Below are 21,394 nucleotides of genomic sequence, written 5' to 3'. Positions count from 1 at the left end.
CCGGGGAATCTCGAGATTCCGGGTTCGGCGCTTCGAGCCGCCCCGGAATGACGATCTCGTCAGATCGCGCCGCCCGACATGTAGGCTTCGCGCCGGCCGATCATGCGCTCGGCGGCGGCCTTGGCATCCGCCTTGGTCGTGGTCGCGCAGGTCCGGTATTCGAGGTCGGCTTGCGCCCGCGCGTCGCGACGGCCGAACCAGGACTTGACGCCGGTCTGCAGCAGCGCCAGCGCCTGGGCGACATTATCGACTGCCTCAAACGAGTGCAGGGCGCCGGTACCCGCGTAGCGAACCTCATAGAGACCTGGGCTGATCGGCGCCTCGATATTCTCGCCGCGGCCCGGCCGCGGATAGCGCTTCCATTCACTCCATGTCGAAATCATTGCTGCGTCCCCGCAAGGCGCGAAATGACGAATCTTTTCGTCAAATCCATCCCAATTCGCCGCACCGTTTATGCAGCGATCTGAATGCGTTAATGCAAATAATCAGGTACGAAAATCAATCTGCTGATCACGTTACCGTGGCCGCCTTTCTGGGTCATCGGGACTTGTGCGGAGTCCACCGCAAAATCTGCGCGCGTGGTGAACATCTGTTGAGCACGGCCGTTCCTAACGGCATTGCCCTCACGACATCGCGACATCATCGCATCGCACCCGGCTTGCGGGAGCAGAAAAGCGGGAGGATGATCCCCGCACTTCAAAACAATAAACCCACCGGAGGACGCCCCCAATGCAGAGCAAGGCTCAGATCGATCAGGTATTGCGGCAGAAGAGCGAGGCAAAGGAGATTCCCGGCGTGGTCGCCGTCGCGGCCACCGGCAAGGACGTGATCTACGAGGGCGCGTTCGGCAAGCGCGACCTTTCCAAGAGCGATCCGATGACAGCCGACAGCGTGTTCTGGATCGCCTCGATGACCAAGGCGGTGACCTGCGCGGGCGCGATGCAGCTGGTCGAGCAGGGCAAGCTCTCGCTCGATGAGCCGATCGGCAAGCTGCTGCCCGATCTCGCCGCCGTGCAGGTGCTCGACGGCTTCGATGCCAAGGGCGAGCCGAAGCTGCGGCCTGCCAAGGGGCCGATCACACTGCGCAAGCTCATGACCCATACTGCCGGCTTCTGCTACGACCTGTGGAATGCCGACATGGGGAAATATATGGAGAAGACCGGCACGCCCGGGATCATCTCCTGCTCGAATGCCGCACTGAAGACGCCGCTGGCGAGCGATCCCGGCACGCGCTGGGAATACGGTATCAATATCGACTTCGTCGGCAAGGCCGTGGAAGCAGCATCCGGCAAGAAGCTCGATGCGTATTTGCACGACCACATGTTCGCGCCGCTCGGCATGAGCGACACCGGCTTCAAGATCACGGACAACATGCGCAAGCGGCTGGTCGGTATGCACGCGCGCGGCGAGGACGGAACGCTTGCGGCGATCCCGTTCGAGCTCGAGCAGAACCCTGAATTCCACATGGGCGGCGGCGGCCTCTATTCGACCGCGGCCGACTACCTCAAGTTCTGCCAGATGATCCTCAACAAGGGCAAAGGCAACGGCAATGAGGTGCTGAAAGCCGAGACCATCGCAACGATGGGACAGAACCACATCGGCGATCTCACCGTCGGCAAGATGACATCAGCGGCGCCGCCGTTCACCAACGACGTCGATCTCTGGCCCGACATCGTCAAGAAATGGGGCCTGAGCTTCCTGATCAATACCGCCAAGACGCCGGAAGGCCGCAGCGCCGGCAGCCTCGCCTGGGCGGGCCTTGCCAACACCTATTACTGGATCGATCCGTCGCGCGACGTCTGCGGCGTGATCCTGACCCAACTGTTGCCGTTCGCCGACAAGCACAGCCTGGAGGCCTTCGCAGGCTTCGAGAAGGGCATCTATGCCGGCCTCGACGCCGGCAGCGGGCAAAGGGCGGCCTGAGGTTCCAGTCCAGCAGCAACAAATCCCTCCCCTCGCGGGGAGGGATTTTTCATACCCGCCATAGGTCGGGCCTGTCCTGTCGGCGCCAAACGACTAAGATCGCGCAAAAAAGCGTGACGACACGAACACGACACGAGGAGGGACGAGCTTGGCACCCACATCCAAGGCAGACAGCTATGTCTGCGGCATTTCCGATACGCCGCTGCTCGGTGAAACCATCGGCCGCAGCCTCGACCGCGCCCGCGCGCGTTGGGGCGACCGCGAGGCGCTGGTCTCGCCCAGCCACAATGTGCGCTGGACCTGGAACGAATTCGCCGAGCGGGTCGAGGCCCTTGCGGCCGGCTTCCTTGCGCTCGGGCTGCAACGCGGCGAGCGGATCGGCATCTGGTCGCTGAACCGGCCGGAATGGACGCTGACGCAATTCGCCGCCGCGAAGGCCGGCCTGATCCTCGTCACCATCAATCCGGCCTACCGGCTGAGCGAGCTCGAATTCGCGCTCGGCAAGGTCGGCTGCGCTGCGATCGTGACCGCGACCGCGTTCAAGACCTCGGCCTATATGGAGATGCTGAACACGCTGCTGCCCGAGCTTGCGAGTTCGGAGCCCGGCCATCTGCGCGCGGCGCGTCTGCCGCAGCTGCGCGCCGTGATCCAGATCGGCGGACCGGCGGCATCAGGCACGATTCCGTTCGAGCGGGTGTCGCAGATGGGCGGCGAGCGCCATCGCGAACAGCTCGCCGCGCTCGGCGAGAGCCTGCAGTTCGACGATCCCGTCAATATCCAGTTCACCAGCGGCACCACCGGCTCGCCCAAGGGCGTGACGCTGACGCATCACAACATCCTCAACAACGGCTACTTCACCGGCCGCGCCATGCGCCTGACCGAGCAGGACCGCATCTGCATTCCGGTGCCGCTCTATCATTGCTTCGGCATGGTGATGGGCAACCTCGCATCGGTCACGCTCGGCACCACCATGGTCTATCCCGGCGAAGGTTTTGATCCGCTGGCGACGCTTGCGACGATCGCACAGGAGAAATGCACGACGCTGTACGGCGTGCCGACGATGTTCATCGCCGAGCTCGACCATCCCGAGTTCAAGCGCTTCGATCTGTCGTCGCTGCGCACCGGCATCATGGCCGGCGCGCCCTGCCCGATCGAGGTCATGAAGCGCGTCAACACCGAGATGAACATGCGCGAGGTGACGATCGCCTACGGCATGACCGAGACCAGCCCGGTGAGCTTCCAGAGCGCGACCGACGATCCGCTGGAACGCCGTGTCTCGACCGTCGGCCGCATCCATCCGCATGTCGAGGTCAAGGTCGTCGACCTCGACGGCAAGGCGGTCGCACGCGGCGAACGCGGCGAGCTCTGTACCCGCGGCTACAGCGTGATGTCAGGCTATTGGGACGAGAAGGAAAAGACAGGCGAGGTGCTCGACGCCAATGGCTGGATGCACACCGGCGATCTCGCCGTGATCGACGACGAGGGCTATTGCAACATCGTCGGCCGCATCAAGGACCTTGTGATCCGCGGCGGCGAGAACCTCTATCCAAGGGAGATCGAGGAATTCCTCTACCGCCATCCCAAGATCCAGGACGTGCAGATCTTCGGCGTCGCCGACGCGCGCTATGGCGAGGAGCTGTGCGCCTGGGTCAGGGTCCGCCAAGGCGAGACGCTGACCGCCGACGAGGTCCGGGCCTTCTGCCACGGCCAGATCGCCCACAACAAGATCCCGCGCTATGTCGAGTTCGTCGAGGAATTCCCGATGACGGTGACCGGCAAGATCCAGAAATTCGTAATGCGCGACGCGGTCGAGCAGCGGCTCGGATTGAAGGCGGCGAAGACGGCGTGATCTTTCTTCCCCCTCGCCCCGTTCTTACGGGGAGAGGGTCGGGGTGAGGGGCGATCTCCGCGAATGCGATAGAGATGAGTGTGCGGAGACTCCCCCTCACCCGGAACGCATCTCACGATGCGTTCCGACCTCTCCCCGCAAGCGGGGCGAGGTAAGAGGCGCCTAAACCAACAGCCCCTTCGCCTTCGCCAGATCCTTCAGCGACACCAGCGGCCGGGCGCCGATGTGCTGGATCACTTCGGCGGCGGCGAGCGCGCCGAGACGGCCGGCGTTCTCATGGCCGACATTGCGGATGAGGCCGACCAGGAAGCCGGCGGCGAACAGGTCGCCGGCGCCGGTGGTGTCGACGAGCTTGTCGATCGGAGAGGCGGGCGCCGATACGACGGCATTGCCTGAGATCACCACGCAGCCCTTCTCGCTGCGGGTAACGACACCGAGTTTTGTATCCTTGCCGAACTGCTTCAGCGCGGTGTCGAAATCCGACGTCTGGTACAGCGAGTGCAGCTCGGACTCGTTGGAGAACACGAGGTCGACCGTGCCCTTGCGCATCAAAGCGAGGAATTCGTCGCGGTAGCGATCGACGCAGAACGAATCCGATAGCGTCAGCGCGACCTGGCGGCCCGCGCCATGCGCGATATCGGCCGCCTTCACGAAGGCGTCCTTGGCGTTCTTCGGATCCCAGAGATAGCCCTCGAGATAGATGATGCTGGCGGCTGCGATCTGGGCCGGATCGATGTCGTCGGGCGTCAGGTCCTGCGCGGCGCCGAGATAGGTGTTCATGGTGCGCTCGCCGTCCGGCGTCACCAGGATGTAGCAGCAGCCGGTGGCCGGGCCGGCCTTGGCCGGCGCGGTGTCAAAGGCCACGCCGGCGGCGCGGATGTCGTGGACGTAGAGCTTGCCGATCTGGTCGTCCTTGACCTTGCCGACATAGGCCGCACGGGCGCCGAGATTGCCGACGCCGACGATGGTGTTGGCAGCCGAGCCGCCCGACACCTCGGTCGCCACGCCCATATCGCTGTAGATCGCGGTGGCGCGCGCCTCGTCGATCAGCTGCATCGAGCCCTTGGTCATGCCGTGACGGGCAAGGAATGCCTCGTCGGTCTGCACCAGCATGTCGAAGATCGCGTTGCCGATCCCGAGAACGTCATATTTTGCGTCAGCCATAGACCTGCCCTGTGTTAACGCCACCCAACAAGAGCCGCGACCTATCACGTTAGGCCTTGGGGCAGCAAGGGAAGCTCTACGTTCCGTCATACTGAGGAGCGCGGAACGCGCGTCTCGAAGGATCGACGGCCACCAGCCGGGCCGTGCATCCTTCGAGGCTCGCTCCGCTCGCACCTCAGGATGACGGGTTTGGTACAGGAGGCGGTGGCGGCAAGACCCGCTGCTGATATAGATGCCTCATGTTCCGCTCCTTCCTCACGGTCTCCACGGGAACGCTGGCCTCGCGGCTGCTCGGCTTCGTGCGCGATTCCGTGATCGCGGCGCTGCTGGGCGCGGGGCCGGTGGCGGATGCCTTCCTGGCGGCATTCCAGCTTGTAAATGTCGTGCGACGGCTGCTGGCCGAGGGTGGATTGAATGCCGCCCTGGTGCCGGCCTGGCTGAAGGCGCGCGACGCCGACGGCATGGCCGCGGCGACCGCGTTTGCCGGCCGCGTGCTGGGCACCGTCAGCGCCGCGGTCATCGCGGCGGCGCTCGTGATCGGCGTGCTGATGCCGCTGGTGATCGCGGCGATCGCGCCGGGCTTCGTCGGCCGCGACACGCTGCAATTCGCCGTCGACGACGCAAGGCTGATGCTGCCCTATCTCGCCTTCGCCGGCCCCGTCACCGTGATGATGGCGCTACTCAACGCGCAGGGCCGCTTCGCGCTGACGGCGTTCTCGCCGCTGCTGTTCAACATCGCGCTGATATCGGTGATGGCCGTGCTGTTGGTGCGGCAGCAGGAGCCGGTGCGGGCCGCGCTTGTCATGGCCGCAACGATCGGCGTCGCCGGATTTCTGCAACTCTCGATGCTGGCGCTGCGCGGCGCAAAACTCGCCGCGCCGCTCCGTATCTCCTTCGATCCCGAGATGCGCGGCTTTCTCGGCCGCGCGGTCCCCGGCATGGTCGCGAGCAGCGCGCCGCAATGGCTCATGGTGGCGGGCGCGGTGATCGCATCGACCTCGCCATCGGCGGTGTCCTGGCTCTATTTCGCCAACCGCCTGCTCGAGCTGCCGCTCGGCATTGTCGGCGTCGCCATGGGCACCGTGCTGATCCCAGAGATGACGCGCGCGGTGCGCAGCGGCGAATCCAGCGCGATCGCGCATGCGGAATCGCGCGGGCTCGAACTCGCGGTCGGGCTGGCGCTGCCGGCAACGCTCGGCCTGATGGTGCTGAGCGAGCCGATCGTGCGGATGCTGTTCGAGCATGGCGCGTTCACAGCCCAGGATACCGCGGCCACCGCGCAGGCCCTGATCTGGCTGACGCTCGCGCTGCCGGCGCATGTGCTGGTGAAGGCGCTGTCGCCGGCGTTCTTTGCGCGCGAGGACACGCTGACGCCGCTGTTTGCGACGCTGAAGGCCATCGTGGTCGCAATCGCGGCGGCCTTCCTGCTCGGCCGTATGTTCGGCGCGAGCGGAATCGCCGCCGGTATTGCGCTCGGCGCCTGGAGCAACGCGCTGGCGCTGATCCGCAAGGGCGCTGTGACCTTCGGCTTTTCGATCGACGCCGAGGCGCGCCGCCGGCTGCCGCGCATCCTGGCCGCAGCGCTCGCGATGGGCATCCTGCTGTGGCTCGCGGCAGGCGCGTTGCCGGCCGCGGGCAGCCACGGTTTCGTGCAGGCGGCCTCCCTCCTCGCGCTGATCGCCGCCGGCATCGCCGGTTACGGGCTGTTCTTGCAGCTTTTCGGCGTCACCGGCTGGCGACAGGCGGTTAACGCCGTCAGGCAAAGGCACCCCGCCTGACTTGCGCACGCAGGGCTTAAGTGGCAAACGACCCGGCAAAAGCAGCCCCATTTCCGGGAATCGAGACCATGGCGTTCGTTGAACGGGTTTTCTCAGGCGTCCAGCCGACGGGCAATCTGCACCTCGGCAACTATCTCGGCGCCATCGTCAACTTCGTGAAGATGCAGCAGACCCACAACTGCATCTATTGCGTCGTCGACATGCACGCGATTACGCAAGGCGTCGAGGTCTGGGGCGGCCCGGCCGAGCTCGCGCGCAACACCCGCGAGGTGACCGCGGCCTTCATCGCCTCGGGCATCGATGCCAAGAAGCACATCGTGTTCAACCAGAGCCAGATCGCCGGCCATGCCGAGCTGACCTGGATCTTCAACTGCGTCGCGCGCATCGGCTGGCTGAACCGCATGACGCAGTTCAAGGAGAAGGCCGGCAAGGACCGCGAGAACGCTTCCGTCGGCCTCTACGACTATCCGGTGCTGATGGCCGCCGACATCCTGCTGTACCGCGCGACCCATGTGCCTGTCGGCGAGGACCAGAAGCAGCATCTGGAGCTGTCCCGCGACATCGCGCAGAAGTTCAACAATGATTTCGGCGATTCTATTCGTGGTCACGGTTTTGCCGACGGCCTGTTCTTCCCGCAGCCGGAACCGCTGATCACGGGGCCGGCGACGCGGGTGATGAGCCTGCGCGACGGCACCAAGAAGATGTCGAAGTCGGATGCGTCGGACAATTCGCGCATCAACCTCACCGACGACGCCGACACCATCGCGCAGAAGATCCGCAAGGCGAAGACCGATCCGGAGCCGCTGCCGTCGGAGGAAAAGGGCCTGGAGACCCGTCCCGAGGCCGACAATCTGGTCGGCATCTACGCGGCGCTCGCCGGCGTCTCCAAGCAGGAGGTGCTGACGCAGTTCGGCGGCGGGCAGTTCTCCAGCTTCAAGAACGCGCTGGTCGAGGTTTGCGTCGCAAAACTGGCGCCGATCGCCTCCGAGATGAAGAAGCTGGTCGCCGATCCCGGCCATGTCGATTCGATCCTGATCGACGGCGCCAACCGCGCCCGCGGCATCGCCGACGAGACCATGCGCCTCACCAAGGACATCGTCGGCTTCATCCGCCAGCGCTGACATCACCGGCAGAACTGCGCGCGCCCTCTCCCCAACAGGGAGGGAGTGTGGCAGCATGGGCCTGGTTTGAGCATGATCTTTTCGGAAAGCCGCTGCGCACTTTTCCGGATCGTGCTTGTTGGTTCAGCACCGGGACATGCATGACCGCCCAGCGACGAAGCTACGAGACAGGTCACAAGCCGAAATGCCTCGTCATCGTTGACGACACCGCGGAATGGGACCGCGCGGTCTATTACGCCAGCCGGTGGGCGATCCGGGTCGGCGGCGGCGTTCTGATGCTGCGGGTGATCGAGACCGAGGACCAGAACCAGCAATGGCTGGGGGTGGCCGACATCATGCGCGCCGAGGCCGAGGAAGCTGCCAATGAGGCGCTCGACCGTGCCGCCGGCCGCGCCAACGGGATCGCCGCGATCACCCCGGAGCGGGTGATTCGCGAGGGCGACCCGACCGAGCAGATCCTCGACGTGATCGACAAGGACGTCGATATCGCGATGCTGGTGCTGGCCGCCAATCCGGGCGCCGAGGGGCCCGGGCCGATCATCACCACCATGGCCAAGACCATGGGGGCGTTCCCGATCCCGGTGACCATCGTGCCGGGCGGCCTGACCGACGCCGAGATCGACGCCCTGTCCTAGCGTTATCGGGCCTCGAAATCGCTCCAGCGCATGGATTGAGGCCTGGAACCGCGGTTTTGCGGCTTGATCGCAGGCTTTTAAATTGCCATCTGGTAAGGGAACTCAACGCGCCGGCCTTGAACCGGCGACGCCGGAGACAGCAAATGTTCATTCAGACCGAAGCCACGCCCAATCCCGCCACCCTGAAGTTCATCCCGGGCCGCACGGTGCTCGACAGCGGCACCATGGAATTCTCCTCGCCCGAGTCAGCCGCGCGCTCGCCACTCGCCGAACGGCTGTTCGCCGTGTCAGGCGTCACCGGCGTGTTCTACGGCGCCGACTTCGTCACCGTGACCAAAGCGGACGGCGACTGGCAGCACCTCAAGCCCGCGATCCTCGGCGCCATCATGGAGCACTACATGTCCGGCGCGCCGCTGCTCGCCGACGGCACCGCCGGCAGCGACGACGCCCGCGATGAGGAAGACGAATTCTTCGACGAGGCGGACGCCGAGACGGTCGAGCAGATCAAGGACCTGATCGAGACCCGCGTGCGTCCGGCGGTTGCCAATGACGGCGGCGACATCACCTTCCGCGGCTTCAAGGACGGCATCGTTTATCTCAACATGAAGGGCTCCTGCGCCGGCTGCCCGTCATCGACCGCGACCCTGCAACACGGCATCCAGAACCTGCTCCGGCACTTCGTGCCCGACGTGCAGGAAGTCCGGCCGATGTGATGGAGCGGCGAATGGCGCATGGCGGATCGCGAATAGCGCTCTCCACGAATTCCCTGTTCGCCATTTCGTATTCGCCATTCGCCCTCCCATGATGATTCTCGCGATCGATACCGCGCTCGACGCCTGCTCCGCAGCGGTGCTCGACACCACCTCCGGCAATACCATCGCCATCGAATCCCAGGCGATGCAGCGCGGCCATGCCGAGGCGCTGATGCCGCTGATCGCGCGGGTGATGAAAGAGAGCGGCATCGGCTTTGCCGGGCTTGACCGCATCGCCGTCACCACCGGCCCCGGCAGTTTCACCGGCCTGCGCGTCGGACTCTCGGCAGCGCGCGGCCTCGCGCTCTCTGCGGAAAAGCCGGTCGTCGGGCTCTCGACGCTCGCCGCCTACGCCGCGCCCGTGGTTGCCGAGAACGGCGCGCATGCGATCCTGTCGGCGATCGATGCGCGGCACGATCACGTCTATTTCCAGCTGGTGGGCGGCGACGGCAGCTTGATGGTGAAGCCGAAGATTGCGCCGATCGCAGAAGCGCTCGAGGCCGCACAATTCGGCGCGCTGCATCTGGTCGGCAACGCCGCCAACATCCTCGCCGAGCGCTGGCCTGCGGATGCGGCTCCGCCGGTCAAGGTCGACAGGCAGCCCGCGCCCGACATCACCTGGGTCGCCTGGGTCGGCGCCGCCGTGGATCCCGACACTGCGCCGCCGCGTCCGTTCTATCTGCGCGCACCCGACGCGAAGCCGCCCAAGGATCGCCTGGTCATCAGCGCGCCGCCAACGACATGATCGGCTGGCTGTCGCGATGGTGGGGCGGCGGTCCGCCCGCGGTCGAGCCCGCATCCCTGCGCGATGCAGCGCGGCTCGCCCAATTGCACGGCGCGTCGTTTCATCGCGGCTGGGGCGAAGGCGAATTCGAGGCGATGCTGACCGAGCGCAACACGCTGGTGCACCGGCTGCGGCAGGGCCGCAAGGTGATCGGCTTCGCCGTGTCGCGGATGGCGGCGGATGAGGCGGAAATCCTGTCGATTGCGATCGATTCCAATCAGCGCGGGCGCGGCCTGTCGCGCGACCTGCTGCTGATCCATCTCGGCCATCTTGCCGGCCGCGGCATCCGCACCATCTTCCTCGAAGTGGAAGAGAACAATCAGCCGGCGCGGCGGCTCTACGAAAGGGCCGGATTCGGCGTGATCGGCCGCCGCGAACGCTATTACAAGCAGCCCGGTGGGGAACATTTGAACGCGCTTCTGATGCGGCGCGACTTGTCGTAACATCGGCGCGATGGCAGAACACCCTCCGCTCTGCCACCCAAGGTTTGAAGAATACGGCCCGAAACCCATGACCACGGTGAAAATCCCGCCTGCGCATAAAAATACCGGCATCGAGGCGCGCTGCGCCGCGACAGGGATGCGCATGACCGAACAGCGCCGCGTGATCGCGCGGGTGCTGGCGGAAGCCATGGATCATCCCGACGTCGAAGAGCTTTATCGCCGCTGCGTGGCAGTCGACGACAAAATCTCGATCTCGACGGTCTATCGCACCGTCAAGCTGTTCGAGGATGCCGGCATCATCGAGCGTCACGACTTCCGCGAGGGCCGCGCGCGCTACGAGCAGATGCCCGAGAGCCATCACGACCATCTGATCAATCTGCGCGACGGCAAGGTGATCGAGTTCACCTCCGAGGAAATCGAGAAGCTGCAGGCCGAGATCGCGCGCAAGCTCGGCTACAAGCTGGTCGATCATCGTCTCGAGCTCTATTGCGTTCCGCTCGACGACGACAGCAAGTCGTAAGCCGGGTGAGCTTCGACCTCGTCATCTTCGATTGCGACGGCGTGCTTGTCGACAGCGAGGTGATCTCCTGTCGCGCGCATGCGGACACGCTGACGCGGCACGGCTTTCCGATCACGCCCGACGGCGTGCTGAAGCGTTTCCTCGGAATGTCCGACCGCGAGGCGCGGCGGATCGTGGAGAGCGAGATCGGCCGCGCGCTGCCCGAGAGCTTCGAGGCCGAGATCAAGCACGCAACGCTCAGTCTCTATGCCGACGATCTCGGCGCGATCGCGCATGTCGGCGAGGCGATATCAGCGCTTACCTTGCCGAAATGCGTGGCCTCCAGCGGTACGCCGGAAAAGATCCATCACGGCCTGACCTGCGCCGGGCTCTACGACCAGCTCACGCCGCATATTTTCTCCGCCACCCAGGTCAGGCGCGGCAAACCGGCGCCCGATCTCTTCCTGTTCGCGGCCGAGCAGATGGGCGCCACCCCCGGGCGCTGTATCGTGATCGAGGACAGCGTGGCCGGCGTCACCGGCGCCCGCGCCGCCGGGATGACGGTGCTCGGCTTTTACGGCGGCAGCCACTGCACGGCGGAACACGAGGACCTGCTGCGCCAGGCCGGCGCGGCCATAACCTTCGCAGATATGCGCCAATTGCCCGATTTGATCGGCTGGATTGGGGCTGAAGCCCCGGTCGCTTGAGCTATCAAACGCCGTCATTCCGGGATGGTCCGAAGGACCAGACCCGGAATCTCGAGATTCCGGGTTCGATGCTGACGCATCGCCCCGGAATGACGGTTGAGACGCTGGATTTTCCCCGGTTTAAGCCCTATTTGAGCAACGGCGCCCTGATGGCGCCGTTTCCATTTTCGCATTCAGGGTTCCATGACGCCGCCGCGCAAGCTGCACATCAAGTCCTATGGCTGCCAGATGAACGTCTACGATGCGCAACGCATGGTGGACACGCTGGCCGGCGAGGGCTTTGTCGAGACTGCGAGCGCCGAAGACGCCGACCTCGTGATCCTCAACACCTGCCACATCCGCGAGAAGGCGTCGGAGAAGGTCTATTCCGAACTCGGGCGGCTGCGCGTCGCCAAGGATGAGGCCGCGCGCCAGGGTCGCGAGATGAAGATCGCGGTCGCCGGCTGCGTCGCGCAGGCCGAAGGCGCCGAGATCATCCATCGTGCGCCGACCGTCGACATCGTGGTCGGGCCGCAGAGCTATCATCATCTGCCTGCGCTGCTGAAGCGCGCCCAGGAAAACGGCCGCGCGCTCGAAACCGAATTCCCCGTCGAGGACAAGTTCGGCTTCCTGCCGCAGCCGAAGCCGGATGCGATCCGCGCCCGCGGCATCTCCGCCTTCGTCACGGTGCAGGAAGGTTGCGACAAGTTCTGCACCTTCTGCGTGGTGCCCTATACGCGCGGCACGGAAGTCTCGCGTCCGGTCGCGAAGATCATCGACGACGTCAAGCAGCTCGCCGATAACGGCGTGCGCGAATTCACGCTGATCGGACAGAACGTCAACGCCTATCACGGCGAAGGCCCCGACGGCCGCGTCTGGCCACTCGGCAAATTGCTGCAGCGGCTCGCCGAGATTCCTGAGGTCACGCGGCTGCGCTATTCCACCAGCCATCCGCGCGACGTCGACGACGACCTGATCGCGGCGCATCGCGATTTGCCGCAGCTGATGCCGTTCGTGCACCTGCCGGTGCAGTCGGGGGCGGACCGGATCCTGGCCGCCATGAACCGCAAGCATACCGCCGATGACTACCGGCGCGTCATCGACCGGTTCCGGGCCGCGCGGCAAGACATTGCTTTTTCATCAGATTTTATCGTGGGCTTCCCCGGCGAGACGAGGGAAGAATTTTCCGCCACTCTCGCGCTTGTCACGCAAATCGGGTACGCTGCGGCGTATTCATTCAAGTATTCGCCTCGGCCAGGCACGCCGGCGGCGGAGATGCGGGAGACGGTGTCAGCAGCCGAGATGGACGAGCGCTTGGGGCGGCTTCAGGAATTGATCGACAGCCAGCAATCGGCCTTCAACCGGGCTGCGATTGGCACAACGGTCGATGTGCTGTTCGAGCGCGCCGCACGCAATCCGGGCCAGATCGTCGGCCGGACCGCCTATCTGCAGCCCGCCCATGTGATGGCATCGCCTGACATCATCGGCCAGGTCCTCCCGGTGAGGATCGACAGCCTCGAGCGCTACAGCCTGATCGGCGAGCTCGCGACCCAATCCGCACCCGGCCTCATTTCGCAGACCATTGGAGCCTGAAATCCTTGCCCAAAAGCGCATCGGATTCGTCTTCGCTCGCTCCCAGCCGCAAACCTGACCGCGACATGCAAATGCCACCTGAGACCCGGCCGCCTGAAACTCAGGTCGTCATCGATTTCGACGACAACCGTGCCGCATCGGCGCTGGTCGGCCCCTATGGACAGAATCTGGCGTTGATCGAGCGGCGGCTCGGCGTCGTGGTCGATTCCCGCGGCAATCATCTGACCATCGCGGGCTCCCGCGACGGCTGCGACGCGGCGCGGCGTGTGCTCGAGACCCTTTATGCGCAGGCCGTCGAAGGGCACGACCTCGATCAGGGCGAAGTCGAAGGCGCGATCCGCGCCGTGATCGCGCAGGGCTCGCTGTTCGAATTCGACAACAAGACCGCCAAGCCGACGTTCGAAACGATCAATCTGCGCAAGCGCCCGGTGCGCGCCCGCACCGCGGCGCAGGATTCCTACATTCGCGCGCTGAAGCGGCATGAGCTGGTGTTCGGCATCGGCCCGGCCGGCACCGGCAAGACCTGGCTCGCGGTCGCCCACGCAGCACAGCTGTTCGAGCGCAAGGAAGTCGATCGCATCATCCTGACCCGGCCCGCGGTCGAGGCCGGCGAGCGGCTCGGCTTCCTGCCCGGCGACCTCAAGGAGAAAGTCGATCCGTATCTGCGCCCGATCTACGATGCGCTGTACGATCTGATGGATGCCCGCGTCGTCGAGCGCGCGCTGCAGGGTAACGAGATCGAGATCGCGCCGCTCGCCTTCATGCGCGGGCGCACCCTGACCAATGCCGCCATCATCCTCGACGAGGCGCAGAACACCACGACGATGCAGATGAAGATGTTCCTGACGCGTCTCGGCGAGAACAGCCGGATGATCGTCACCGGCGACCCGTCGCAGGTCGACCTGCCGCACGGCCAGGCTTCAGGGCTCACGGAAGCCGTGAAGCTGCTCGACGGCGTCGAAGGCATCGCGCAGGTGCGTTTCAAGGCCGAGGACGTCATCCGCCATGAATTGGTGGCGCGCATTGTGGCCGCCTATGAGGGATTGCCGCAAAAGCCGGCAAACGCCAGATCTTGAGACCAATAGCTTCGGCCGCGAGCCCGCGCGATGCGGGCTCCGGCCATAACGCAGATTTTGAAACCAACGTGTCCGCTTTTCCTGCAACCGAGGTTCTCGTCACCGCCGACTGCTGGCAGGCCGAGCCCGATGCCGACGCGGTGATCCACCGCGCCATCGAGGCCGCCGCCGCAATCGTCGATGCCGATGTCGCGGATGCCGAGCTTGCGGTGATGCTGACTGACGACGCCGGGATCCGCACCCTCAACGCCAACTGGCGCAGCATCGACAAGCCGACCAACGTGCTGTCGTTTCCGGCGCTGCAGCCGGAAGGCGCCGGCGGACCCGACGATGCCCCGCGCATGCTCGGCGATATCGCGATCGCCTATCAGACGACACGGCGGGAAGCCGATGAGGAACAGAAGCCGTTCGACCATCATTTGAGCCATCTCGCGGTGCATGGCTTCCTGCATCTGATCGGGTACGACCACGAGAACGACGACGATGCCGAGGACATGGAAGCGCTCGAGCGCGAGATCCTCGGCACCCTCGGCATTCCCGACCCCTATGCGGATCGGATCGCCTGACATGCCGGATTCCGACCCGACACATGACAATCCGCGCAATGTGAGCAACCTGCCCGCCGTCGTGCATGAAGGCGAGGTGCAGCGCCCGGCGGCCGAGGGCTGGCTGGTGCGCGCCATCCGCACGCTGTTCGGCTGGAAGGCCGGCTCGGTGCGCGACGATCTGCAGGTGGTGCTCGACGCCTCGACGCCCGACGATGTCGGCTTCTCGGCTATCGAGCGCACCATGCTGCGCAACATCCTGTCGCTGAACGAGCGGCGGATCGCCGACGTCATGATCCATCGCGCCGACATCGTCGCGGTCAAGCGCGACATTCCGCTCGGCGAATTGATGAGCCTGTTCGAGAGCGCCGCGCATTCGCGGCTCGTCGTCTACAACGAAACCCTCGACGACCCCGAGGGCATGGTGCACATCCGCGACCTGCTCGCCTTCATGACCGCGAAGGCGCGCGTCACCGACGCGACCAAGACGAAGCGCAAGAAGCCGTTCCCGGCCGGGCTCGATCTGCGCAGCGTCGATCTCGCGCTGCCGCTGGCGGACGCTCACATCATCCGCAAGCTGCTCTACATCCCGCCGTCGATGCGCGCGATCGACCTGCTGGCGCAGATGCAGGCCTCGCGCATCCATCTCGCGCTGGTGGTCGACGAATATGGCGGCACCGATGGGCTGGTGTCGATCGAGGACATCGTCGAGCAGATCGTCGGCGAGATCGACGACGAGCACGATTCCGACGAGCCGCCGTCCATTGTCCGCCAGCCGGACAACTCCTTTATCGCCGACGCGCGCGCCAGCCTCGACGATGTCCGTTCGGTGATCGGCGAAGACTTCGTCACCGGCGAGGCCGGCGAAGAGGTCGAGACGCTGGGCGGCTATCTGGTGTCGTTCGTCGGCCGCCTGCCGGTGCGCGGCGAGGTGATTTCCGGTCCGGGCAATTATGAGGTCGAGGTGCTCGACGCCGATCCGCGGCGGGTCAAGCGCGTGCGGGTCACGACACGCAAGGAACGGCCGGCGCCGCGCAAGGAGCGCGAGCGGCGCCGCGAGCAGGCTCCTGATTCCGGCACCCCGCAGGCGAATGACAACCTGCCGCCGCCCGGCGAGGGAGCCGGTCCGCAGTGAGGCTCTCCGACAAGCTCCGATCGATCGGTCTCGCCGTCATCCTGACCTGGGGATGGAAGCGCGTCGTGCTCGCGCTCGCGGCGGGCGCCTTGTCCTCGCTGGCGATGGCGCCGTTCAACGCCTGGCCGGTGCTGTTTCTGACCTTTTCCATCGCGGTCTGGCTGATCGATGGCAGCGCAGCGGGACGCTGGCGCGGCGTACCCGCCGCAGCGCTGTCCGGCTTCTGGTTCGGCCTCGGCTATTTCGTGCCGGGATTGTACTGGATCGGCTACGCCTTCTTCGTCGATGCTGACACTTTCGCCTGGCTGACGCCATTCGCGGTGCTCGGCCTGCCCGCCTATCTCGCGCTGTTCACCGCCTTCGGCTTCGCGCTGGCACGGCTGATCTGGCCGCGCGACGCTTCGCGCGTGCTGGCGCTGGCGGTTAGCTTGACGATTTCGGAATGGCTGCGCGGCCATCTGCTCAGCGGCTTTCCGTGGAATGCGTTCGGCTACGCACTGACCGAACCCCTGGTGCTGGCCCAGACCGCATCGCTGATCGGGCTGTGGGGCATGACGTTCCTGGCGGTCGCGATCTTCGCAAGTCCGGCCGTCTTGATCGACGGCGCCTCGCGCGGCCGCAAGCCGTGGCGCGCGCCGGTGGCCGCGGTGCTGGTGCTTGCAGCGATGCTGGCGTTCGGTGCGGTGCGCCTCTCGCAACAGCCGACCAGCATGGTCAGCGGCGTCAAGCTGCGCATCATGCAGCCCGATTTGCAGCAGGACGCCAAGTTCAACTACTCCGCCAAGGCGGCGGTGATGCAGAAATATCTCACGTTGTCGGATCGTGCGTCCGGGCCGCATTCGACCGGCGTGAGCGACTCCACCATCCTGATCTGGCCGGAATCCGCGTTTCCGTTCTTCCTGACCAAGGAAGCCGACGCGATGGCCCAGATCGCCGACTTGCTGCCGAAGGGAACCGTGCTGATCACCGGTTCGGTGCGCGCGCCCGATCTGCCGCCCGGCGTCCGCGTCACGCGCGCATATAATTCGATCTACGTCATCGACCATGACGGCAGCGTGCTTGCGGTCTACGACAAGCTGCACCTTGTCCCATTCGGAGAATATCTGCCGTTCCAGGACTGGATGGAGAAGCTCGGCTTCGTGCAGCTTACCAAGGTGCAGGGCGGCTTCATTCCCGGCACGATCCGCCGCACGCTCGATATTCCGAATGCGCCGCGCGCACTGCCCCTGATCTGCTACGAGGCGATCTTTCCCGGCAACGTCGTGAGCCGCGACGACCGTCCCGGCTGGATCATCAACGTCACCAATGACGGCTGGTTCGGAATCTCGACCGGCCCCTATCAGCATCTGCAGCAGGCCCGGCTGCGCTCGATCGAGGAAGGCCTGCCGATGGTGCGCGCCGCGAATACGGGCATCTCGGCCATCATCGACCCGCTCGGGCGGATTGTCGCCCGACTTGGGCTCGGCATCGAAGGCGTGCTCGATGCCGGCCTGCCGGCGGCCATCGCGCCGACGATCTATGCGCGTGTCGGCAACATCCCCGCCGCTGTGATTGTGTTAGTTGCCTTCGCAATCGTCTTGCGGAGGCGTTTTGTCAGGCGAAAGGCCTGACGGCGCTTATCGGCGGTTGTCACACGAACCCGAAAAAGTGTCGAAATTTACCTCAGTGTGATTCCACCTGTTGACAGATCGACCGTGCACTTCGCATTGTACGGGTCCACGCGAAATCACAAGCCAAGTCAGCCCCTTTGCGCAAATTGTCCGCATTTCGTCCCGATCCTCCTTGCAGGATTTGACGGCACCGGCGCCTGAGGCATACTCCACGCCCAACTTGCCTCACCCCCGGGCGCGCAATCCCTTAGGAGAGTTGGAGATGTCCACCAAAGCGCCCAATCCTGTTGACAAATATGTCGGCAGCCGCGTCCGTATGCGACGCATCATGCTCGGCATGAGCCAGGAAAAACTGGGCGAGGCGTTAGGCCTGACGTTCCAGCAGGTGCAGAAATACGAGAAGGGCACCAACCGTGTCGGCGCCAGCCGGCTGCAGCAGATCTCCGAAATCCTGCAGGTGCCGGTCTCTTTCCTGTTCGACGGCGGCCCGAGCGGCGTCAAGACCGCCGACGGCTTCAGCGAGGGCTCCTCGCCGGCTTATGTGTCCGACTTTCTGGCAACCGCCGAAGGCCTGGCCCTGACCCGCGCGTTCACGCGGATCGCGGACGCCAAGCTTCGCCGCAGCATCGTCGAACTGGTCGAACAGATCGCGGCGCGCGAGGCGGCCGAGCAGGTCTGATCCGGCCATATCCGTTTGAGAGATCGTCAAATCTGGAATATGTCATTCCGGCGCACGTTAAAGCGCGACGAGTTCCGTTGAATCGTCGTCGCGCTTTAGCTCCTTGTTTGTACATGATCTTTCCGGAAAACCGCTTCGCACTTTTCCGGATCATGCTTGGGCGGCGCGTGCGCTGAATGACAAAGCGAATTCACAGGCGACGACAACAGCATGTCCAGCAACCCGTTCGAAACCGCTGCTATCCTCGACGGCATTCGCCGCTGGGTCGAGATCGAATCTCCGACGGAGCGGCCGGATCAGGTCAACAAGCTGGCTGATCTCGTCGCGTCTGAATATCGCGACCTGCCGGCCACCGTCGACCGCATTGCGGGACGCGACGGCTGCGGCGATCACCTGGTGACGCGCTCGTCCTGGGGGCAGGACGCGCCGGGCATCCTGGTGTTGAGCCATCTCGACACAGTTCACCCGATGGGATTCATCGAACGGTTACCATTCAAGATCGAAGGCGACAGCGCGTTCGGCCCGGGCATCTACGACATGAAAGGCGGCGCGTATCTTGCCTATCACGCGTTCCGGCAGATCTGCGCCGATGACGCGCGCCCGCCGCTCGGCATCACCCAACTCTACGTCTCTGACGAGGAGATCGGCAGCCCGACCTCGCGCGCGCTGATCGAGGCCGAAGGACGCAAGGCCAAATACGTGCTGGTGACCGAGCCGGCGCGCGACGGCGGCAAGATCGTCACCGGACGCAAGGGAGTCGCGCGCTTCGACGTGCATATCAAGGGCGCGCCGGCACACGCGGGCACGCGCCCCGAGGATGGCCGCAGCGCGATCCGGGAACTCGGCCATGTGATCCTGGCGCTGGAGGCGATGAACGATATTGCGCGCGGCGTCACCGTCAATGTCGGCGTGGTCCGCGGCGGCACCAAGCCGAACGTGATCGCCGAAGAGGCCTACGCCGAAGTCGACATGCGCGTGCCGTCCATGGCCGACGCGGACGAGCTGGTGCCGAAAATCCTCGGCATCACCTCGCGCACCGACGGCGTCAGCGTGAAGGTGACCGGGGAATTGAACCGTCCGCCCTACGAGAAGAGCAATGCCGGCGCCGCGCTCTACGAGCACGCCAGGGAGCTTGCCGGCGAACTCGGCTTCGAGCTGCTCGATGTATTCACCGGCGGCGGCTCCGACGGCAATTTCACCGCGCCGCATACCGCAACGCTCGACGGCCTCGGCGTCGACGGCAAGGGCGCACACACCCATTACGAGCAGCTCTACATTTCGTCGATCGAGCCGCGCGCACGGCTGCTCTACCGGCTCTATCAGACGCTGCGATGACCCCTGCTCCGAACGACAGCGACGATCGCGATTCGTCCGACGATGGCGCGATGGCCCATTCGCGCGGCTCATTTTTCGGGCGGCGCAAGGGTCACAAACTGCGCGCGCACCAGGCCGATCTGATCGACACGCTGCTGCCGCATCTTTCGCTCGACATCACGGCGCCCGCACCCGAGGCGCTGACCGAGCTGTTCGATGATGGCATCGAAAACGTCAGGCTCGAGATCGGCTTCGGCGGCGGCGAGCATTTGATCGCGGAAGCTCAGGCCTTTCCGGCGACCGGCTTCATCGGCTGCGAGCCCTATGTCAACGGGATGGCCAAGATCCTGACCCAGATCGAGGCGCACAATATCGCCAACATCCGTCTGTTCGCCGGCGACGCCGCCGAGCTGCTGGCCTGGGCGCCCGCCCGCTCGCTCGCGCGCATCGATTTGATTCATCCCGATCCCTGGCCGAAGCGGCGGCACTGGAAGCGGCGCTTCGTGCAGGATGCAACGGTCGCGGCGATGAGCCGATTGCTGCCGCCGGGCGGCGAATTCCGCTTCGTCAGCGACATCGACGATTACTGCGCCTGGACGCTCGCACATCTGATGCGCTCGCCCGACTTCGCCTGGCTCGCCGAGCGCGCGACCGACTGGCTCGAGCCGTGGCCGAACTACACCATGACGCGCTACGGCGCCAAGGCCGAGCGCGAAGGGCGCAAGGCGGCATATCTGCGATTTCGGCGCTTGGCCTAAATCGTCGTCATTGCGGGGCGTACGAAGCACGGACCCGAAAGCCATTGCGCCGCATGCAAGCTGAAAAATGGATTCCGGGCTCTCGCTGCGCGAGCCCCGGAATGACGAACAGTTATCCCTGCCCTGCCATCCGCGCCTTCCTGACGTCGGTCGCTTCCCAAACCATGCGCTTGCCGCGCTCGCGACCGAGCAGCTCAATCGGATCGTGATTGTCGATGTGGCCGAACTGGCCCTTGTAGACGCTGTAGCCGCACAGCTCCTGCAGGCGGCGCGGAAAGCGCGCCGCGGTCTCGCGCGGAATGCCGAGTTGCAGATTCTCCTGCTGGCGCATCCAGCCCCAGCAATAGGCGCAGGAGAAGGCAAAGCGCCTGGCATCGCTGGTGTTGGCGCCGCCGCCATGCCACAGCGCGCTGTCGAACAGCATCACGCTGCCCGCCGGCATGGTCGCGGTGACCGCGTCGTAATGCTTGCCGTACTCCGGGGACGCATTGAATTTGTGGCTGCGCGGAATGATCCGCGTCGCGCCGTTGTCGTCGCGGAAATCGGACAGCGCCCAGATCGCATTGATCGTGATCGGAATGTGCGGCCGCGGCAGCGGGATCAACTGGGTGTCTTCGTGGATCGGCTGCGCTTCCTGGCCGGGACCGAGCACCAGCGAGCAGAACGACGACAGCAGGCATTCCTTGTCCAGCACGCGTTCGACCACCGGCAGCACGTTGTCATGCAGCGGCACCTCCCAGAACAGCTCGTCATAGGTCAGGAGGTTGTTGATGCGCAGCGTCTTGAAGCCTTCGAACGAGGTCCGGGCGAGGCCAAGATTGTGCTCGCTCTCGATCCGCTCGACCGCCGCCTTCAATCCCTCGACCAGGTCCGGCGAGGCGGCGCGCTCGATCACGGTGTATCCGTCGTCGCGGATCCGTTCCGCGTGCGATTGGATGTCGGCGTCCGTCAGCATGGCGATCTCCCCGTTGGCGCTGTGTCGCGCCTTGCGGAAAGCATAGCGGGCGGCTTTGAGTTTGGGAGGTATTTTTTAGTACCGTCACCCTGAGG

The 21,394-nt window shown here is 65.0% G+C and carries 21 protein-coding genes; 18 read left to right on the top strand and 3 right to left on the bottom strand.

Annotation, left to right across the window (positions count from 1 at the left end; all coding sequences use genetic code 11):
- Positions 1–59: 59 nt before the first annotated feature.
- Positions 60–383: a hypothetical protein gene (locus ACOIX3_RS00970; RefSeq protein ID WP_420967985.1), complete on the bottom strand. Its 324-nt coding sequence runs from the start codon at positions 381–383 to the stop codon at positions 60–62.
- 346 nt (positions 384–729) lie between these two features.
- Between ACOIX3_RS00970 and ACOIX3_RS00965 the strand changes: the two genes are divergently transcribed.
- Positions 730–1,923 (top strand): serine hydrolase domain-containing protein, encoded by a 1,194-nt coding sequence (locus ACOIX3_RS00965; RefSeq protein ID WP_420967984.1) that lies wholly within the window; start codon positions 730–732, stop codon positions 1,921–1,923.
- 148 nt (positions 1,924–2,071) lie between these two features.
- On the top strand, positions 2,072–3,772 hold the full coding sequence (locus tag ACOIX3_RS00960) for an AMP-binding protein (protein WP_420967983.1): 1,701 nt from the start codon (positions 2,072–2,074) through the stop codon (positions 3,770–3,772).
- Between the two features lie 162 nt (positions 3,773–3,934).
- Here the strand turns inward: ACOIX3_RS00960 and ACOIX3_RS00955 are convergent, their stop codons facing one another.
- Positions 3,935–4,936 carry an adenosine kinase gene (locus ACOIX3_RS00955; RefSeq protein ID WP_420967982.1) on the bottom strand — a complete coding sequence of 334 codons (1,002 nt, stop codon included), beginning with the start codon at positions 4,934–4,936 and terminating at the stop codon, positions 3,935–3,937.
- A gap of 239 nt (positions 4,937–5,175) precedes the next feature.
- Here ACOIX3_RS00955 and murJ point away from each other — a divergent pair, with 239 nt between their 5' ends.
- From murJ to trmB, 16 genes are all read left to right on the top strand, one after another.
- Positions 5,176–6,714, top strand: coding sequence for a murein biosynthesis integral membrane protein MurJ (murJ, locus tag ACOIX3_RS00950; protein ID WP_420967981.1), 1,539 nt, complete (start codon positions 5,176–5,178; stop codon positions 6,712–6,714).
- A 68-nt stretch (positions 6,715–6,782) separates the two neighbouring features.
- Positions 6,783–7,835, top strand: a complete 1,053-nt coding sequence (gene trpS / locus ACOIX3_RS00945) for a tryptophan--tRNA ligase (protein ID WP_420967980.1) — start codon at positions 6,783–6,785, stop codon at positions 7,833–7,835.
- Between the two features lie 140 nt (positions 7,836–7,975).
- The gene (locus ACOIX3_RS00940) at positions 7,976–8,470 is read left to right on the top strand and encodes a universal stress protein (protein ID WP_092120638.1); all 495 of its coding nucleotides are present in this window, start codon (positions 7,976–7,978) and stop codon (positions 8,468–8,470) included.
- Between the two features lie 143 nt (positions 8,471–8,613).
- Positions 8,614–9,183 carry a NifU family protein gene (locus ACOIX3_RS00935; RefSeq protein WP_092120642.1) on the top strand — a complete coding sequence of 190 codons (570 nt, stop codon included), beginning with the start codon at positions 8,614–8,616 and terminating at the stop codon, positions 9,181–9,183.
- 88 nt (positions 9,184–9,271) lie between these two features.
- Complete coding sequence (gene tsaB / locus ACOIX3_RS00930) at positions 9,272–9,967, top strand: tRNA (adenosine(37)-N6)-threonylcarbamoyltransferase complex dimerization subunit type 1 TsaB (RefSeq protein ID WP_420967979.1); 696 nt, start codon at positions 9,272–9,274, stop codon at positions 9,965–9,967.
- The gene (gene rimI / locus ACOIX3_RS00925) at positions 9,964–10,449 is read left to right on the top strand and encodes a ribosomal protein S18-alanine N-acetyltransferase (protein ID WP_420967978.1); all 486 of its coding nucleotides are present in this window, start codon (positions 9,964–9,966) and stop codon (positions 10,447–10,449) included. The genes tsaB and rimI overlap by 4 nt, the downstream gene beginning before the upstream one ends.
- 67 nt (positions 10,450–10,516) lie before the next feature.
- On the top strand, positions 10,517–10,969 hold the full coding sequence (locus tag ACOIX3_RS00920) for a Fur family transcriptional regulator (protein WP_092120651.1): 453 nt from the start codon (positions 10,517–10,519) through the stop codon (positions 10,967–10,969).
- A gap of 5 nt (positions 10,970–10,974) precedes the next feature.
- On the top strand, positions 10,975–11,655 hold the full coding sequence (locus ACOIX3_RS00915) for an HAD family hydrolase (RefSeq protein WP_420967977.1): 681 nt from the start codon (positions 10,975–10,977) through the stop codon (positions 11,653–11,655).
- A gap of 183 nt (positions 11,656–11,838) precedes the next feature.
- Complete coding sequence (gene miaB / locus ACOIX3_RS00910; protein WP_420967976.1) at positions 11,839–13,227, top strand: tRNA (N6-isopentenyl adenosine(37)-C2)-methylthiotransferase MiaB; 1,389 nt, start codon at positions 11,839–11,841, stop codon at positions 13,225–13,227.
- 5 nt (positions 13,228–13,232) lie between these two features.
- Positions 13,233–14,303: a PhoH family protein gene (locus ACOIX3_RS00905; RefSeq protein ID WP_342725337.1), complete on the top strand. Its 1,071-nt coding sequence runs from the start codon at positions 13,233–13,235 to the stop codon at positions 14,301–14,303.
- Positions 14,304–14,371: 68 nt separating this feature from the next.
- Entirely contained in the window at positions 14,372–14,869 is a 498-nt protein-coding gene (gene ybeY / locus ACOIX3_RS00900; RefSeq protein ID WP_420967975.1) for an rRNA maturation RNase YbeY, read from the top strand.
- A gap of 1 nt (position 14,870) precedes the next feature.
- Positions 14,871–15,983 (top strand): hemolysin family protein, encoded by a 1,113-nt coding sequence (locus tag ACOIX3_RS00895; RefSeq protein WP_420967973.1) that lies wholly within the window; start codon positions 14,871–14,873, stop codon positions 15,981–15,983.
- Positions 15,980–17,593 carry an apolipoprotein N-acyltransferase gene (lnt, locus tag ACOIX3_RS00890; protein ID WP_420967972.1) on the top strand — a complete coding sequence of 538 codons (1,614 nt, stop codon included), beginning with the start codon at positions 15,980–15,982 and terminating at the stop codon, positions 17,591–17,593. The genes ACOIX3_RS00895 and lnt overlap by 4 nt, the downstream gene beginning before the upstream one ends.
- 262 nt (positions 17,594–17,855) lie before the next feature.
- The gene (locus ACOIX3_RS00885) at positions 17,856–18,272 is read left to right on the top strand and encodes a helix-turn-helix domain-containing protein (protein ID WP_021082652.1); all 417 of its coding nucleotides are present in this window, start codon (positions 17,856–17,858) and stop codon (positions 18,270–18,272) included.
- Positions 18,273–18,482: 210 nt separating this feature from the next.
- Positions 18,483–19,607 carry a M20 family metallopeptidase gene (locus ACOIX3_RS00880; RefSeq protein WP_420967971.1) on the top strand — a complete coding sequence of 375 codons (1,125 nt, stop codon included), beginning with the start codon at positions 18,483–18,485 and terminating at the stop codon, positions 19,605–19,607.
- Complete coding sequence (trmB, locus tag ACOIX3_RS00875) at positions 19,604–20,344, top strand: tRNA (guanosine(46)-N7)-methyltransferase TrmB (RefSeq protein WP_420967970.1); 741 nt, start codon at positions 19,604–19,606, stop codon at positions 20,342–20,344. Before ACOIX3_RS00880 ends, trmB begins: the two co-directional genes overlap by 4 nt.
- Positions 20,345–20,456: 112 nt before the next feature.
- Here trmB and ACOIX3_RS00870 read toward each other — a convergent pair whose 3' ends face one another.
- Complete coding sequence (locus ACOIX3_RS00870) at positions 20,457–21,299, bottom strand: phytanoyl-CoA dioxygenase family protein (RefSeq protein ID WP_420967969.1); 843 nt, start codon at positions 21,297–21,299, stop codon at positions 20,457–20,459.
- Positions 21,300–21,394: the final 95 nt, after the last annotated feature.

The organism is Bradyrhizobium sp. B120, from assembly GCF_049075665.1.
Taxonomy (GTDB): Bacteria; Pseudomonadota; Alphaproteobacteria; order Rhizobiales; family Xanthobacteraceae; genus Bradyrhizobium.
This window is presented reverse-complemented; position numbering and strand designations above follow the sequence as displayed.